Consider the following 14,943-nt stretch of genomic DNA (forward strand, 5'->3'; position numbering starts at 1 on the left):
ACCGAGGGCTTGACCACAAACCTTCATTGGTGTTTGACAAGTTGCAATGTAATTTCTAAGTCTGTATTTGAGCCAACTAAGATCAGCCAAAAGATCAGCGAAAAGTCTATCAACTCTTATCCTCAAGCCTCCAGTTCATGAGTCATCTTAAACTGGAGGCTTTTGTTATAGATGAGTGATTCGCATAGATGTCACTCCAGCAAGGTAACATCCAACCTGCAAACGTTCGGTTTTGCTCACTCGCACTACATCTGAAATTGCTAGATCTGAAACTAGATTTGAAATAGGAAGAGTTGCAGAAGAGATTATAAGTTGAATCGAATTTCTAGATCTCAGAAATGTTAATTGCAATTTTTCCACAACATGATGTGCAACTCTCCTGAATCAAGATGCAAAATACAAACGATTTGCAGAAGTTAATTAGCATTCTTCCCCTAGAGATCCGAGCTGTTCTCGAGTATCATTCGGGGCGCGATCAATTAGTCGAAGTCGTGCTGGATTTAGGTCGTCGCCCAGAAGCACGATTTCCCCATTGGACGGAGTATTTGTCTGAATCGGCTGTGACGCGGGAGCAGCTGCACCACTGTATCGAGCAGGTCGGTCAGTTTGGGGATGACAACCGCGCTGGGATTGAGCAAACGCTGCACCGCATTAGTGCCATTCGCAATCGCAGAGGTGACGTGATTGGGCTAACCTGCCGCGTTGGTCGTGCGATCGCAGGCACGATTACGATGATTCGCGACTTAGTGGAAACCGGGCAGTCAATTTTGATGCTCGGTCGTCCGGGTGTGGGAAAAACTACAGCCCTGCGAGAAATTGCTCGTGTCCTAGCGGATGACCTGAATAAGCGGGTGGTGATTATCGATAGCTCGAATGAGATTGCTGGGGATGGTGATATTCCCCACCCTGCGATCGGTCGTGCTCGTCGCATGCAAGTGGCGCGTCCGGAGTTGCAGCACCAGGTGATGATTGAAGCGGTAGAAAACCACATGCCCGAAGTCATTGTGATCGACGAGATTGGCACGGAGTTGGAAGCGCTGGCAGCCCGAACGATCGCGGAACGTGGGGTGCAACTGGTTGGTACCGCCCATGGGAACCAACTTGAGAACTTAATCAAGAACCCAACGCTATCTGATCTCGTGGGCGGAATTCAATCTGTGACGTTAGGGGATGAAGAAGCCCGACGACGCGGTTCCCAGAAGAGTGTGCTGGAACGCAAAGCCCCGCCAACGTTTGAGATTGCTGTTGAAATGCAGGAGCGGCAGCAATGGGTGGTGCATGAAAGTGTCGCCGATACCGTCGATGACCTATTGCGTAGGCATCAGCCCACACTTCAGGTCAGGAGTGTGAACGAACAGGGGCAAGTAGTTATTACCCAGGAAGTTCCACAGGTGCCATTAAAGCAGAACTCCTCTAGATCTCGGCGGAGCCAACCGCGCTATGGGGAGAAATCGTTCGCAGCGCCGAACTCTCAACGCGCTGCAGACCAATTTCTTCGATTTCCGCAGCAAGAGGGGGACTCGTGGATAAAGCCTCAACCCGATCAATTTCTTAGCAGCTGGGATGCTCACACCGTGCCGCCAGCTCAAGCTGATGGAGAACCTCTATTGGCTCTTTATCCTTATCAGATGAGCCGAAATCTGGTGGAACAAACCATCGAGCAACTGAACCTACCAATTCGAGTGGTGGGGGGCGTGGAACAGGCGGACGCCATTCTCACCCTGAAGGCAAATCTAAGAAAACACGCTAACCTGCGACGCCTGGCAAACGGCTATCAACTGCCAATTTATGCAGTGAAAGCCAACACCGTGGTTCAGATTGCCCATACCTTGCAACACGCCCTAGGGCAGAAAGACCAAGCGGTGGATTCTCTCATCACCCGAAGCGAGCTAGCCTATAGCGGTGATGAAGACGATGAGTGGGATGCCCTGGAAGAAGCGCGACGAGCAGTGGAGCAAGTTGTCATTCTGAAAGGACAACCAGTTGAGTTGCTGCCGCGATCTGCTCATGTTCGCAAGATGCAGCACGAGTTTGTTGAGCACTATCGGCTCAAATCCAGCAGCTTTGGAGCGGAACCGAACCGCCGCTTACGCGTTTATCCAGCTTAATAAGACAACAATCAAGTAACGCAGTAGGATTCATCTCTTTCCTACTGCGTTTTATTATTTTGGAGAACACGACTGAGAATAAGAGTCTTCGACTGTACTGGAATTTTGCACAGTTGGCGAGCACTTTTGCAGACGGATCTTAGATAACTTAACTGACCAGTCCCAACATCTGTTTTCGGCAAAGTTTGATGTGAGGCGGTCTCTATTCTACTTTTGTTACCACTAATCGAGAAGCACCTCTGCTAAGTCCGCAGAAGTTCAGCCTCAGAAGCCGATTCTGTCGTTGGGATTGTGACAGTTACTCGACGACAGAATCGGGGTTTGAAAACATAACTCATTAGCGATTTAAGCCATTTTTAGTCCAATGGCTAACCTTGGTTGTCGGTGTGACAGTTAGTAACCGTTCACAACGCTGGCAATAGTTAAAAAATTTGGAATATCGAAAACAACAAATAACCTAGTTACACTTTGGGGGTGACAACGGGTCTGAAAGGTAGAGAAGATGCCGGATAGCAGCATCTAGAGGCAGAAAAAATGAGGTAACTCCATTTGTTTCACCTCATTGATCGAAAAATGTTGCCTTCATTCTATCAAAGTTGTCTACGCGCTCAACTCAGTGAGACGCAATTTGTGACACTAGAGATCTTGGTCGAACTATTGCAAAAAGAACGCAGAATTAGTCTCGAACGATTAGCCACCCTGTTTCCACAACCGATTCTATTTGAGAGCCGACGGCGCAATCTCCAACGATTTTTGCACCTACCGCGACTGACTTCCCAAGCGGTTTGGTTTCCGGTTGTCAAACACTGGGTCAAACAACATCATCGACGTGGAAAACCGCTTCACGTTGTAATTGACCGAACTCAATGGCAAGACCATAACTTGATCATGGTCAGCCTTGTGTATCAGAAGCGAGCGATTCCAATGCATTGGATGTGGTTGAATAAGCAAGGACAAAGTGCGTTTGCTGAGCAACGAAAAGTGCTGCGCCCAGTCTTTCAACTGTTGAAAAGTATGACTTCATCTTGCTCGGAGACCGTGAGTTTCATAGTGTTGAACTCGCTGCCTGGTGCGTTGAGAAACGAGTGGAATTTGTCTTTCGTTTACCGAAAAGCACCACGGTCAAACCCTCTGACAGTAGTATCTTTACTCGCCTCGACCACTTGCCACAATCGCCTGGAATTACAGAACAGTATCTGCAAATTCAAGTGACGCAGAATCGCGGGTTTGGCAAACACAATCTCGTCCTGCGACAAAAGCGCACGTATCGTCAGTCGAATTCAGACGATGCTTGGTATCTCATGACCAATCTCGTTGATGCAGACCAAACCCTCAAGGCTTACTCTAGTCGCTTCTCAATTGAGGCACTGTTTAAAGATTACAAATCCGGCGGCTACCACCTCGAAGCGTGTCATGCCGATTTACGTCGCTTTAATGCACTGCTAGTTCTGATTGCTATCGCCTATTTGATCTCCACCATCCAGGGTAGATGCATTCGCAAAAAACAGGTGCAACACTACATTGCTCGTGTCACTGAGCCACAACGCACCACAAACCGACACAGTAATTTCTGGATTGGATTGTATGGCAGGTTGTGGATTGAACCGTTGAATTTATGGCCAACCTTGGCAACCCAACTAATGGCACTCAAGCCGCAAAAACGCCCCTTTTTTCAACGAGGTCTCAATGCCATTGTCCTGATCCAGTCTGCTCTTTAGCCTCGTTGTCACCCCCTGAACTAGTTACAGCAAGGATTTCGTTAGCTGTAAGTTCCTAGATCAGTTGTATGATTCTAGGCAGATTATTTTTTAATAATCGAGACAATTGAATTTAAAACGGCAAAAGCCGAGCCATCACTAAGGGACCAAGCCTGAGAAACTTTAACGCCCTGAACTGGAGACTCGACTTTCACGGTCAGCTTGACGCTGAACGATACAGTTCTATTCTGACAGGATTGTATCGCATCAGTCGAGGGGTGATGCAAGAAAGTTTCATCTTTAGGTGAGGTTCGGCTCCTAAAAGGAGTTACGATGCCACTTTCCACCCCTCAATACAATTCTGTTCAAGATCCCGAAATTGATCTGTGTGCGCTCTTTCCCCATCGACACGATTACTTGTGGGCAGAGCACCCAGCGCCAGGAGAGCGCCCGCAGTGGCAGACCCAAAGTAAACATCCGCTCAGCGATCGCCTCATTCAACAAGGAGCCTTCCTTTACGGCGTTCGTTTCGGCGCGAAAACAAACTACTTCGTCATCGACATCGACAAAAGCAGCGCCTATCATCCCAGCCGTGACCCATTCGCTATTCAGCGCCTGCTCGCCGCTCTAGAGGGGATTGGTATTGTTGCCTATCTTGCTGTCACCTCTAGTCAAAGTGGAGGCTTGCACCTTTACTTTCCCTACAAAGCCGCGCAAAAGTCTTACCAAATCGGAAGAGTCGTTCAAGCGATGACCCAAAACGCGGGATTCAGAGTCAAACCTGGGCACCTCGAAATCTTCCCCAATGCCCGTCCTTACCAAGAAAAACTCAGCCTCTACGCCGGACATCGGCTCCCACTCCAACTCGGCTCTTACCTGCTCAATCAAAACTTTGAGCCCATCTTCACCACCGAAGCCGAATTTATACGGCAGTGGAAATTTGCCCAAGCCCGCAACGATCTCAGCACCGAAACCATCGAACAGGCTTGGAGAACTGCACGACGGCAGGAACGCGCTATCACCAAGAACGCCGCGAAATTTCTCAACGACTTGGATGCAGAAATTGAACCCGGTTGGACCGGATTTGGACAAACCAACTGGATTCTCAGCAAAGTCGCTGATCGCGAGTTTATCTTCCGACATGTGGTTTCAGGCGGGGAACCCCTCCAAGGAGAAACCCTCGTCGCGGCAATCCTTTGCGTTGTCACTGCACTCCCTGGCTATAAAGAATTTTGTCGCCATCAGCACGACATCGAGGAGCGGGTCCGAGACTGGGCGCGATGTGTGGAAAATCATCGATATCACTATGGCGGAACGAAAGCGAAACTTATGGGTAACTCTAGTCCGCAGTCCAAGCCACCGAACCAAAACGTTCTCAAAGCCGAGAATGCACAACGGCGAATCTGTGAAGCTGTCGCTGACCTAATCGCTAAAAGCGAACTGCCGAGTGCTATCACCGCTCGGCGCAAAGCGATCGAGCGCTACGGCATCAGCCCTACGACATTGAACAAATACCGATCTCTGTGGCATCCTGCTGAACGAGATCACACCCTTGAAAAACAGGAAGAAAATGACCCTGTTGAAAAAATGCTAGAACCTTCACCAAATCAGGAAGTACGCACCCTACCTCTAAATAAGCTTCTAGATGCTCCCGCTGCTTCCTCAAAGCAAGCGGGCATCCTAGAACTAAGAGGGGGGTTTGGGGGGAGTTTTCTACCACCGGAATTAAAGCAAGAGATTGAGGCTGCGATCGGACAAGGACGGCGTCAGCAAGCTGAAATACCGTCAAAAGTAACTTTGCTTAATGCAAAACGTCAGAAACGGGCTGAAGCACAGCGGCAAGCACAGCTGTGCTTGTGGTTAGCATCTGGTGACCACATTCTGATCAAAGAAGCGAGAGATCAACTTGGACTGCCAGAACGATCAGACTGAGCACCTCGTTTTGGCATAGTGGCAAGCCGTATAGGAACTATGGATTTCGTTACAAAATGCCTTGTTGGAACGTCCGAACGGCTTCGCCCGGATCTGTCTCCGACATCAAAATGCAGCGCTTTAACAAATCAATATTGAGGTCTTCTAGCCCTGGTAACTCACTCCGTTCAATGCGTTCATAGCCGGACTCGCGAAGGTGGTGCAATCTCAACACACCGTCTTGCCAGAACCAAACTTCGGGAACGTTTAATACTCGGTACAGCTCTAACTTGCTTTCGCCGCCGCTGGTAAAGACGACCTCGATCGATAAATCAGGAATGGGCTTCACGCTGCCAATGCAGAAAGACTGATCCGCTTGGGCTGAAGCTGTCCCTTCTTTCTCTTGTGTCATCGAGCCAGTTGGCTGAAAGAAGATGCCCTTCTGAGCGAGGTAAATCAGTAACAGCCCGCCGATGATAGAGCCAAATACTTCGTGTTCACGTCCGGGCATGAAAATCTCAATTTCTCCGTTGTAAAACGCTAACCGCACACCAGGAGAATCTTCCGATACCTGTTGCATCAGCTTAAATTTCTCCCAAGTCCCCCGCAAGACGATGCGCTGGTCAGTAGTTTTCGTAAGTAGTTGAGTCATTAGCCTGCCTCCAGAATTCCTGCTACGGTTAATTGCAGCTTAGGGAAGGTGAGAGAAATGATGCGATCGTCCTCTCGAAATTCCTTATTCCTTTGATTGATATATTCCATAGTGACAGATTGACCCTCGTCATACTCCCATGATGCAATCGGATATTCAAACGATGTGAGCAGTAAATCAAGAATCACGGTCCTAGAGTGCAAAGTAGCGAAGCTAGCAAGTATGCCACTTAAATACTTAATTACGTAATTAAGTAAGTAGTATATGAAAGAAGCAAAAAGATTCTACCGGGGGGCGAGTAGCAATGGAATGTGATGCAGACGTTGTGCAGCCTAAATTGGGGAATTAGGATCTTAAGACGACAGGTTTCTCTCTAACACCTTGAATTGAGGGAGTTAGAGAGAAAGCGTCAGTCTAAATAGTTGTTATATTGCTGACAATGATGCAACTCAATGAACTCAATCGCAGCAACCACACATCAAACCAAGTTTACGGCTCAACCCCATCTTGTCATCGCCATTGACGGAACACCACTCGACGCCATACTGACAGCAGCATTTTCCCATCAACAATTCAATGGTCTTGTTCCTACAATACTTGGCCAGCTTGATGATGATCGCGAGCGCCAAATTGTGTGGCAACGGATATTGCCGATAGAGGAAGAACGCTCAATTGCACCAATTCTGATGTGCCCTAATGATCGCGATTTTTGGTGTGTGATTGTGCTCGCTGACATCCTTGCCACTCCTCAAACCATTCATTGGCAAAGGCTTGGAATCGATCAATCATTACCAGTAGATTTGCCGGAGCAAATTGGCAAAAAGGTCGAATGGCTTGATGGCATTGGTCCTTTTGCGTTTGATCGAGGTATGTACACTCAAATGCTCGATGTTTTCCGCTGCTCAATAGAACTGGACGACGCATTATAACTAGTTGGTTGCAGCGGATATCTAAAAGCTTTTATGCTGGATTCAAGGCTACTTGCTGCCGCTGAACCGAATCGTTATGCCACTCCCACCCTCAGCCGCCAAACCGCCTGCCGCGCACATCGAATGGACGAAGTATCTGCGCGCGAAGGTGCCCGGCGACGCAGTGCATGTTACCCGGCACTACGATGCTGACGAGAAGAACGCGATCGCCATCTTCACGAGCGGGAACGCCGAGGGCGTCGTCGCGGCGACGGTCGGCGTGATGGATCATGACCAGGCGAGAGCAGGCCGACCGCCGCTGGCCACTGAGATTCTCCTCGACGGTCGCGGCCGCCTCGAGCACACTGCCAACATCGCCGCCACGATCGGGTTCTACATCATTAAGGACGGCTGCGAGTCGCTCCGGGCGTTACGTTTGCCGACATGGTGTCAATGTACGAGCCGGGGCTACGCGTCAAACACGTCGTGTTCGTGCCGCCGTTCCAGTGGGAGCAGGGGATGACGCACGTCACGCTTGCCGACCGCACCATTTACCTGCTGCTGGCCGTGCCGATCACCGACGGCGAACTTCAGCTCGTTCAGAAACAGGGGGTCGATGAATTGCAGGATCGTTGGGAGCAGCTTTCAACTGATGTTCTCGACTGGTCGCGCGAAGGAGTGGCATAACCAACCGCTGCAGCGGTTAGTTATCAAATTCATTTTCTCAAGATTTGGGACTTCTGTGGTGTGGCAGGGTGTATGAAAACTCGAAGGTTACGCTCCATACGAATGATTTGAGAGGGATTAGACGCTCCTGATAGTGCTTTTTTGATTTCTGACTCTAGTTTTCACACACTCTGGTGTGGAGCAGGTGAGCAAAGTATTGTTCTACTTCTATTAACGTTTAGGTAAAAGCTTGCTTGACAGACGCAAATGTGAAGTGATACGATGTCCTGCTCCAGAAAACGGTTAGCCCTTGGGGTCTACCTGATGAGGTATCTGCGGTGGCGCAGAATCATGGGGAACCGGTGCTTCTATGAGTGGTGCCAAGGTGACGAGCGCTGGAAAGAGCAGTGGGACAGCTCCTAGAAGAAGTTTTTTAGTGACCCTCATGATTGCGTCTTTCGCTTTTGCCACGGGAACCCTTGCTTCTAAATGAAGAACTCCATCAGAGCACTTCACGCCGAAGTTAGTAATCGATTTGGTGGTGGCTCTATTTTTCACGCGATCGTCTGCATCAGATGCGTGACTTAACCGTGAATTTGGTTTATCATGGCGATAGGGCATAGCTGAGATATTTACTCCGTTATGTACATCTAAGGGAGGGGAGCAACCGCCTAAAGTTATCTCCCTGAACTAAATAAGCAATCTGTGAGGCACTTCTGGAATTCCAGGAGTGCCTCATTTGCTGTTTAATTGCATCTCCCATGAAAATGCTAGCTCGGTTACGCAAATAATGCAAGAAATTTCTCTTTTACACGCATGCGATACGTGTGAAGTAGTCTATAGTATTAGCTTAAGATATATCTAAGAGAGATCTACTTTGCACGTATGAGGTTCGCAACAGTTAGTACGTATTAGGTTCGTAAAACAGTAGCGCCCGTAGTTTATGACTGACACCCGCATCCCTTGGCCGTTTACAGCCATTCCAGTTGATTTAGATTCTTATGGGTTAAATCCTTATGCTTACAGGGTTCTTACTCATATCATTCGTCGTCAAAGATGTTTCGCAAGCCTTAAAAACATTGCAGCCCTTTGCACAATGTCTGTGCGACAAGTACAGCACGCCCTGAAAATACTTGAAACAAATGGAATGATAGAAAAGCGAGTACGACGCGGTAGAACAAATGTCTACACCTTCATCAGTCCTGACCGCTGGAAGCAGCCCGATTACTCTGCAGATACTGGGAATTTCAACGCTCAAGACTTCTTTAATAGAGCGCTACTTCGCCGCGAAAGAAAAGATTTTCAAGGAGCTTTAGCAGATTTACATGAAAGCATTAGTTTGTACGAGCAGGAACTACTTGAGGCACAAAATCAAGGGAGAGTAGCGTCTAGAAAAGAACAAGATATCAAAGACGCTAAGAACGAAGTTCTGCGATTAATTAAGAAACGCAAAGAGGAATTAGTATTGAATGAAGAGATGAGTAAATGGATTAAAGAAATTGAGACCGAGCAATCTAACAATTCAGAACAGGATTTGGATGATTTAGAAGATTTTTAGCTAATTCAGTTGATAACTGATTAAATAATCAAACTGCGATCGTGCGGAGTATATTTTCAAGACTTCTGTGGTTTTATGCAGAAAGTCAATGAGTTGCTATTAGTATGCGCACTTATTTTCTTACGTTTACTGTTAGCAAAACTCATCTACGTTTTTAGATTGCCATTAGAAAAATGTGTATAAGGGGTTTGAGTATCATCCGAACAGAAACTTACGCTAAGCGGTGTACCAGTTGAACCTCCTAGTTTCTAGGAGCCTAAAACCCCTGCTATCTCGTTTATAATTTCTGCACCAAATGACTTAGAGTTTAACTGGTACGTCTCAATGAGACTGAAAACTGCTCTTTGAAGCACCTAACCAGCAAGTGTTTCAGCCTTAGCGTAACTTCCTGTTCCATTGCTACTCGCCCCCCTTAACCAAGAAGTATTGCCTGTTGAGTTGCCTGACAGGAGTAGAATCCTTTTGCTTACTTAATCACTTAGTTACTTATGATAATTACCCTTGCCAATCAAAAGGGAGGCGCGGGAAAGACGACGCTAGCGATCCACTTGGCTCATGTAATCTCGTTGGCTAAAAGACGAGTGTTGCTTGTGGACTGTGATCCGCAAGGCTCAGCGAGTGGATGGGCAGCTGCGAGAGAAGAGCCTTCCTCATTTCCTATCGTGCAAATGGCACGAGAAACTTTGCACCGTGATCTTCCTGCTGTAGTTGAAGATTACGAGCATTGTGTAATTGACACCCCACCACGCGTCTCTGCTTTGACTCGTAGTGCTATTCTTGCGAGCAATCTGGTACTGATTCCCGTTCAACCTAGTTCCTACGATGTCTGGGCCGCTGGAGAAACGGTACAACTCGTTCAAGAAGCTCAGCAATTTAAGCCAGATATCAAAGCCGCGTTTTGTATTAATCGGCGAATTACAGGAACAGCGATCGGGCGCGAGATTGAAGCTGCTCTCGCAGATCTACCGTTTCCAGTTCTAAAAGCTGCAATTGCTCAACGGGTTGCTTTTGCAGAATCATCAGCAGGCTATAGCGTTCTAGAATCGGAGCCAAGTAGTGCCGCTTCGCGAGATATCAAGGCATTAAGCAAAGATATTTTGAAATATATGGAGGCGAAGTCGTGGTGAAGAAAGGGCAGAAGCGTATTGCCAGTAAACCAACCTCTACCCAGCCATCTCTTGACCAATGGGTAATGCAAGGCGGAATCGATCCAGAGATTCAAACACCCGCAATAGAATTAAAGGAGCAGGAGACAGTTGAGTTAGAAGGGAAAGAAAAAACTTCAAAACCCTTCCCTCATCGCGTCAGCTTCGATATGGAAACATTGCAGTACGAACGATTGGACTTTGCGAGCTTCAGAAGCAAACAATCAAAGAACAAAATTTTGAGAGAAGCACTTGAAAATTGGCTAAAAGCACATGGCTACTGAATCACTTGATTACGTAATTAAGTGATTCAGTAATAAAGCCTTCACAACTGGTGAATCGAAATTTAGAAGCTGCTCTTGTCAATCAGTTCGTCAAGTAATGAAAGTTGCTCCATTTCTCCTGTAGGGATAGGCTGCTGCACAGTATCCGGTACAACATCATTAGCTATTAGGCTTTCAGCGTAATGCTTGAGTTTCACTTGGGGCAGAAACTGCTGCACTGAGAAGTGCTGTTGATAAAAATCTGGATGTGCCATGATTTGATCAACTGTTTCCTCAGATAAGTGACGGAGTTGGTCGATATTAAACTTCATCAACTCGCGGATTCGTTGGTATTGCGGGCAGGATAAGCATTTGACAAACTTTCCCGGACGTACACATCGGCATTGTTGTACAAGCTCCTCAGAAAACTGTTGGTCACAGTCTCTGCAACCATGTGTCATGCCATTCTTGCGCTGTGCTCGCTGATAAATCTGAGCGGACTGGCAGAACGGGCAGTGTAATTGCCCTTGTACTGGCGGTTGCCAACCTCGCAGTGCCTCATTCAATGCAATCGTCCCAATCTTTTGGGTCAACTCAAGTCGTTTCTGGATTCGCATCACTGTGCCTCACTCTGTTCAGTTTTCAAAAGAATCTCTGTGACCTGACCACTGCCGATGAAAATCTTATGCACGAGCCTGGGATAGACCTTCGCTTTATCGTCGTTGGTGAACTTATCCCAGAAATAGCTGGTATTTCCCTCAAAAATGATGGCTCCAGCACTTTTATCTAGCAGCGACTGGCTCGAGTTTTTCGCCTCTTCAAGGTCACGTCGTAACTGTTGTTTGAGTTGATCAATGTGCGGGTTAAACCCCGGCACATTCTCTAAGCCCTGCAATTGTGCTTCTAATAATTGAATCCGAGACACTTGTTCTGGAGACAAACCCGCAGAGCTATCCAAATCCTCATACTTGGGAGCCGACATCGCGAGATATTGATGCACGGCCTGTTCATCTGCGCCGCTTGCCTGGAGAACCGTTGCAACTCCACTCACAAATCCGCTTTTGGCTTCCCAAGCCGCTTCCCGCATCTCGCAAGACTTCATCACCAAGTGGTGAATCAGCGCTTGCTCAATCTTGCGTTTCTCCACGGACTTTTTGTTGCTGCATCCAACTCCTGCATACCGACACCCGAAATATTGATACTTGCCCTTGCTGCTCGTTTTTGACGTACACAAAGAGCTGCAGTTGGAGCAGAAAATGTGTCCGCTTTGATAAGCAAACTCTCGATAGCGGTCGGGCTGATCTGGATCCGTTTCAAAATTAGCTCCTCCCAAGCGACGATTGATTTGGATAATTCGAGCGACCTCTTTCGCCTCTTCATCCGAGATCAATCGCTGAGACGGATGGGTGTCTTCAACAATTTGAGGACCGTCTGGATTCATTACTCGTCGGCGCTTCTTAACCGTAATTTGCCTAAGATAAACAGTGTGCCCTTGAAGCACCGGGTTGGTCAGCCACGATAAAAAGCCGCTAGGTGTCCAAAACAAGCGCTTCCCAATGCCTTTGGACTTTGAACCGGGCTTTTCAATGCCATATTTCTCGAAGAATTGACCTAACGCACTCCGAGCCAACCCATCATCTAAGAACAATTCAACTAATTCTCGGCATAAGCGATAAACGCTTCGTCCGGGAATCGGCTCTGCGGTATCTGCAAGCTCACCCTTGGGATAGTTTTCAGGGCGATCTGTTAGCAAACATAGAAACTCTGTATGGTCGAGTACATAGTGTCCTTGTTCAACCTTGTATCCAAAGGGATGAGAAGCCGATGCCAATTTGTTCTGTCGTCGCTGCCGTCGTTCTGCCTTAATTCGCTCCGACAGTTGGTCGGTTTCCCACTCTGCAAACATACCAATCAACCTGACCATGAATTTGCCCATCGTGGTACTAAGGTCAAGGCTGAGGTCCAGAATTTTGAGATTCACACCTAACTCCTCAAACTCATTAATGAGATCCAAAAGTTGGCGGAGCGAGCGAGTGAGCCGATCAATGCGCGGCACTATAACCTCATTGACCTCTCCGGCGCGAACCAATTGCATCAACTTCTGAAGCTCCTTGCGCTCGTCCTTGCTCCCAGAGTCAATGTCTTGAAAGACAACCGCTGCGCCATGTAGTGTAACTGCCTGTTCCTGACGGTTTAACGATAGGGAGTCATCTGCCTGCTCGAGCGTAGAAACTCGAATGTATCCAGCAGACTGTTTAGCATGCTGCGGGTCTGTAACTTTGAACGGTGCATTTTCTTTGGGCATAGCTGTAACGGGAAGGCGTGAGGGCGAGGGAAGGCAGCATCGAGAGTGGACTTTTCCTCGCAAGAGAGTATAGTTCAATTGCACTAATCATACTGCATATTTGTGCGAATGCAAGCTTGCTTGCATTCGCACAAATATGCAGAAATAAAGATCGAATGATAACCTGAGCTATTTTTCGCTCTTCTAAACTCTTTTAACTCTCGTAACCACCCTCGAAAAACCATCTTGGTGAAATAGAATGTTTGTTCTAAGAATCGACGAGGGTGCAGTGACGTGAGACGCTAGACGCTGGTTCGTCTCTTTACATTGACTGATGTCCGCCTCCAGATAAGCCACCAAGATCAGGAGTAAACCAGTCAAAGGATCAGCAGACGAAAGCCATGAGCCTACTCATGATCGACTTGGACGGGACGCTGCGGGAGCCCCTAAGCGGACAACGCTACTTTCAGAACGCTCAGGACCAACAGATGATTGCTGGGGCTGACCTTGCCCTGCGTGCCTATCAGGACGGTTGGATTATCGTGGGCATTACGAACCAAGGCGGCGTTGCTGCGGGGCATAAAACCATGCAAAGGTGTATTGAGGAACAGCAATATACGCTTCAACTGGTTCCTCAGCTCAAAGAAATTTATTTCTGTCCAGACTTTGACGGCAGAAAGTGCTTTCGCGTTACCCGCCATAATGCTTACAACCATAGCCAAACCCAATGGTTCAAGCAATATCGTAAACCTCAACCCGGAATGCTCAAGCTGGCCATGGTGAGGCATAACCACCCACCCGAGGACTGTCTTTATATTGGAGATCGTCCCGAAGACGAAGAAGCGGCTCGACGAGCAGGCGTTGCCTTTGAATGGGCAGAGGACTGGATTACCCGACATCAAACCACAACTTACACATGTGAGGAGCTAATCATGACGAATACCAAAGATCGCCGTGATGACGATGACAATCAAGGGCAGCAGCAGGATGATGATTTGGAGCAAGACTGATCTAGAGGCAATCGCGCTCAATCTTAGCCTTCAGCCATAGGAGAATTTTAGTGGAGCGAGTTGTTAGTGATCGAGATGGCATTACCTGGACCTGTATTCAGGCCTTCAGTGGATTGTCGGACCAAGCCGAGCACCCGGAAGCCGCCCAGGTGAAAGGGCAAGAAGATACCTATTGGGTGGTGTGTACACCGAGCGGCGGGGCCCAGTCAGTCCGGCTCAAACTGTCGAGCGATTGGGAAACGGCTTACTCGGACGAGGCCCTGTTGCAGGAGATCGAAAGACAATCTCAATAGCTCTCATCCATGAAGTAGTATAACCTCTACCGAGTAGTACGGTTCCTGTCCCACACACCTGCTGCACATTCGCTATAGTAGTGAAGTGCCAAGGGAAACCACTCTCTCTAACCCGACAGCCAACCGTCTTGCGGCGGTAGTACAAACACCGCTCGTTCATACGGTTGTCCTCACTACAAAGTGACTGCGGTCTCGTTATACTGGGAGAGTGTCAAGGGAAGACCAAGGCACCTTGAACCAAGACAAATCAATAGTTTGAAAGCCAAAGAATTATTCAACCCTCGTTAGAACATTTGCGTCTTGGGCGCGTCCCAAGACAGATGACAAATTAGAGGAATCCGGAACAGCAACAGATATTGTTTCGGAGCCATCCAAACTCTCAAGTTAGAAAATCAATGGAGAGTTTGATCCTGGCTCAGGATGAACGCTGGCGGTATGCTTAACACAT

At 48.0% G+C, this 14,943-nt stretch carries 15 protein-coding genes; 10 read left to right on the top strand and 5 right to left on the bottom strand.

All coding sequences use genetic code 11. From position 1 onward, the window contains the following. Nucleotides 1–389 precede the first annotated feature (389 nt). From AC5I6P_RS18825 to AC5I6P_RS18835, 3 genes are all read left to right on the top strand, one after another. Nucleotides 390–2,108 carry a R3H domain-containing nucleic acid-binding protein gene (locus AC5I6P_RS18825; protein WP_495695318.1) on the top strand — a complete coding sequence of 573 codons (1,719 nt, stop codon included), beginning with the start codon at nt 390–392 and terminating at the stop codon, nt 2,106–2,108. 1,025 nt (nt 2,109–3,133) lie between these two features. Next, nucleotides 3,134–3,826, top strand: coding sequence for a transposase (locus tag AC5I6P_RS18830; RefSeq protein ID WP_495695319.1), 693 nt, complete (start codon nt 3,134–3,136; stop codon nt 3,824–3,826). Nucleotides 3,827–4,138: 312 nt separating this feature from the next. Next, entirely contained in the window at nt 4,139–5,737 is a 1,599-nt protein-coding gene (locus AC5I6P_RS18835; protein ID WP_495695320.1) for a hypothetical protein, read from the top strand. Between the two features lie 49 nt (nt 5,738–5,786). Here AC5I6P_RS18835 and AC5I6P_RS18840 read toward each other — a convergent pair whose 3' ends face one another. After that, nucleotides 5,787–6,368, bottom strand: coding sequence for a Uma2 family endonuclease (locus AC5I6P_RS18840; RefSeq protein WP_495695321.1), 582 nt, complete (start codon nt 6,366–6,368; stop codon nt 5,787–5,789). Next, the gene (locus AC5I6P_RS18845; protein ID WP_495695322.1) at nt 6,368–6,556 is read right to left on the bottom strand and encodes a hypothetical protein; all 189 of its coding nucleotides are present in this window, start codon (nt 6,554–6,556) and stop codon (nt 6,368–6,370) included. Before AC5I6P_RS18845 ends, AC5I6P_RS18840 begins: the two co-directional genes overlap by 1 nt. A 264-nt stretch (nt 6,557–6,820) precedes the next feature. Here AC5I6P_RS18845 and AC5I6P_RS18850 point away from each other — a divergent pair, with 264 nt between their 5' ends. Both AC5I6P_RS18850 and AC5I6P_RS18855 read left to right on the top strand, forming a co-directional pair. Continuing rightward, on the top strand, nt 6,821–7,297 hold the full coding sequence (locus AC5I6P_RS18850; protein ID WP_495695323.1) for a hypothetical protein: 477 nt from the start codon (nt 6,821–6,823) through the stop codon (nt 7,295–7,297). 390 nt (nt 7,298–7,687) lie between these two features. Then, the gene (locus AC5I6P_RS18855) at nt 7,688–7,963 is read left to right on the top strand and encodes a suppressor of fused domain protein (RefSeq protein WP_495695332.1); all 276 of its coding nucleotides are present in this window, start codon (nt 7,688–7,690) and stop codon (nt 7,961–7,963) included. Between the two features lie 282 nt (nt 7,964–8,245). Here the strand turns inward: AC5I6P_RS18855 and AC5I6P_RS18860 are convergent, their stop codons facing one another. Then, nucleotides 8,246–8,563 (bottom strand): hypothetical protein, encoded by a 318-nt coding sequence (locus tag AC5I6P_RS18860; protein ID WP_495695324.1) that lies wholly within the window; start codon nt 8,561–8,563, stop codon nt 8,246–8,248. A gap of 322 nt (nt 8,564–8,885) precedes the next feature. Between AC5I6P_RS18860 and AC5I6P_RS18865 the strand changes: the two genes are divergently transcribed. The 3 genes from AC5I6P_RS18865 to AC5I6P_RS18875 all read left to right on the top strand — a co-directional run bounded on the left by AC5I6P_RS18865 (nt 8,886) and on the right by AC5I6P_RS18875 (nt 10,929). After that, entirely contained in the window at nt 8,886–9,500 is a 615-nt protein-coding gene (locus tag AC5I6P_RS18865) for a helix-turn-helix domain-containing protein (RefSeq protein ID WP_495695325.1), read from the top strand. Between the two features lie 488 nt (nt 9,501–9,988). Further along, nucleotides 9,989–10,627: a ParA family partition ATPase gene (gene parA / locus AC5I6P_RS18870; RefSeq protein WP_495695326.1), complete on the top strand. Its 639-nt coding sequence runs from the start codon at nt 9,989–9,991 to the stop codon at nt 10,625–10,627. Continuing rightward, the gene (locus AC5I6P_RS18875; RefSeq protein WP_495695327.1) at nt 10,621–10,929 is read left to right on the top strand and encodes a hypothetical protein; all 309 of its coding nucleotides are present in this window, start codon (nt 10,621–10,623) and stop codon (nt 10,927–10,929) included. Before parA ends, AC5I6P_RS18875 begins: the two co-directional genes overlap by 7 nt. 62 nt (nt 10,930–10,991) lie before the next feature. Here the strand turns inward: AC5I6P_RS18875 and AC5I6P_RS18880 are convergent, their stop codons facing one another. Continuing rightward, nucleotides 10,992–11,528 carry a hypothetical protein gene (locus tag AC5I6P_RS18880; RefSeq protein ID WP_495695328.1) on the bottom strand — a complete coding sequence of 179 codons (537 nt, stop codon included), beginning with the start codon at nt 11,526–11,528 and terminating at the stop codon, nt 10,992–10,994. Continuing rightward, on the bottom strand, nt 11,525–13,213 hold the full coding sequence (locus AC5I6P_RS18885; RefSeq protein ID WP_495695329.1) for a recombinase family protein: 1,689 nt from the start codon (nt 13,211–13,213) through the stop codon (nt 11,525–11,527). The genes AC5I6P_RS18880 and AC5I6P_RS18885 overlap by 4 nt, the downstream gene beginning before the upstream one ends. 380 nt (nt 13,214–13,593) lie before the next feature. On the opposite strand from AC5I6P_RS18885, the gene AC5I6P_RS18890 reads away from it, so the two are divergent. After that, a complete protein-coding gene (locus AC5I6P_RS18890; RefSeq protein ID WP_495695330.1) occupies nt 13,594–14,202 on the top strand; it encodes an HAD-IIIA family hydrolase in 609 nt (202 codons plus the stop codon). 113 nt (nt 14,203–14,315) lie between these two features. Continuing rightward, a complete protein-coding gene (locus AC5I6P_RS18895; protein WP_495695331.1) occupies nt 14,316–14,495 on the top strand; it encodes a hypothetical protein in 180 nt (59 codons plus the stop codon). The last annotated feature ends 448 nt before the right edge of the window (nt 14,496–14,943 follow it).

The organism is Myxacorys sp., assembly GCF_059501405.1.